The organism is Oceanococcus atlanticus (assembly GCF_002088235.1).
GTDB classification, from domain to species: domain Bacteria; phylum Pseudomonadota; class Gammaproteobacteria; order Nevskiales; family Oceanococcaceae; genus Oceanococcus; species Oceanococcus atlanticus.
This window is the reverse complement of record NZ_AQQV01000014.1, coordinates 1-1,491: the sequence shown is the minus strand read 5'-3', so window position 1 is coordinate 1,491 and position 1,491 is coordinate 1. Positions and strand designations below refer to the sequence as shown.

General features: G+C 53.3%; 1 protein-coding gene and 1 pseudogene. Both read left to right on the top strand.

Annotated features, from left to right (window positions below; all coding sequences use genetic code 11):
• Window positions 1-64: 64 nt before the first annotated feature.
• Window positions 65-370, top strand: a pseudogene (locus ATO7_RS17290) (tyrosine-type recombinase/integrase); the annotation flags it as partial.
• Window positions 371-457: 87 nt separating this feature from the next.
• On the top strand, window positions 458-1,168 hold the full coding sequence (locus ATO7_RS17285) for a site-specific integrase (RefSeq protein WP_456238505.1): 711 nt from the start codon (window positions 458-460) through the stop codon (window positions 1,166-1,168).
• The last annotated feature ends 323 nt before the right edge of the window (window positions 1,169-1,491 follow it).

The window sequence follows — 1,491 nt, the reverse complement described above, 5'->3', positions numbered from 1 at the left end:
ATCCTCCTTTAGCGAAACCCCTCAGGTGTTACACAGTTGCTGACGGCGCACAGATGACACAAAGCCGAATCGAAAGCGAGTTGAAGAGCTTGCTCAACGCATGTCTGCTGAGATGACGTTGGGAACATTTGATTACGCAAAGTACTTTCCAAATAGCCCCCGCGCATCGACGTTTGAGCGTATTGATCAAGGACGATCTGCCGATATTCCTTTGTTCTCCGAGTTCGCACCTAAGTGGATTGAGGCCAATGAGCCTCGGTGGCGTATAGCGACTCAGCAGACCAACAGAGGCACGGTGACAAGGCATTTGCTCCCCGCATTCGGAGGCAAAATGCTGGATCAAATTTCGAAGGCTGATGTTCTGGATTTCCGAGCGGCGCTCTCCAAGGTGCCGGGCCGGAATGGGAATGCCACGCTGTCCGCAAAGACCATCAATCACACGCTCAGCGTCCTGTCGATGATTATGGTTGAGGCCAATGATCGCTATGGGTGTGGCAACCCAGTAGAAGGTATCAAGCGACTTCGACAAGACCGGCCGGACATAGAACCATTCTCATTGGATGAGGTGATGGCAATCATCAACGGTGTGCGAGCGGATTACCGAAATTATTTCTTAGTGCGCTTCTTCACTGGCATGCGAACGGCTGAGGTCCACGGGCTGAAATGGCGCTTTGTCGACTTTGAGCGCAAGCAAATCCTGGTCCGCGAGTCGTTCCACCATGGTCGAGAGGAAAAGCTTAAAACGGCTGGCTCAATGCGTGAGGTCGATATGTCCACCGTTGTCTTCGATGCGTTGACGGCGCAAGCGACCCGAACGCGCAGTTCTAGCCCATACGTGTTCTGCACCAGGGCAGGGACACCGTTGGACACAAAAAATGTAACGGACCGTGTGTGGTACCCGCTATTGAACTATCTCGGACTCCGACGAAGGCGCCCGTATCAGTGTCGGCATACCGCCGCGACGCTCTGGCTCGCTGCTGGTGAGAATCCAGAATGGATCGCCCGACAGCTTGGACATGTCGATACACAGATGTTGTTTCGTGTGTATTCGAGATACGTGCCGAATCTCACACGAACAGATGGAAGTGCGTTTAACCAGTTGTTGAACGCCAGGGTCGGGCAGCCGTTGAATTTTCATCCGAAAGATGACGGAGGTCCCAATGTGTAATCTAGATCAAAACGGCATGCGGTCTAACGGCTCCTCAATTTCTGAGGAGCGCAAAGTGCGTCGCAGAGCCGAGGCGTTGGCCCTGATGGCAGCTATTCCTCCAGGACGAGCTCTTGTGCCTTTTCTTACTGCCGATCCGGCTGTCAGCAACATTGAAGCGATTGCGTGTTGGATGCGTGGTTTGCCAGGCCATGAGACGTTGTCATTGGGGTTGCTGCATCAGGCTCTCATTAAGCGACTGGAATCAGCGCTGGAAACGTTCTGATCACTTGTGCGCCGTCAGCAACTGTGTAACACCTGAGGGGTTTCGCTAAAGGAGGATT

What these genes read in the sequence shown, in the direction of transcription:
- ATO7_RS17285 (WP_456238505.1), top strand. Translation starts at nt 458, where the DNA reads ATGATTATGGTTGAGGCCAATGATCGCTATGGGTGTGGCAACCCAGTA.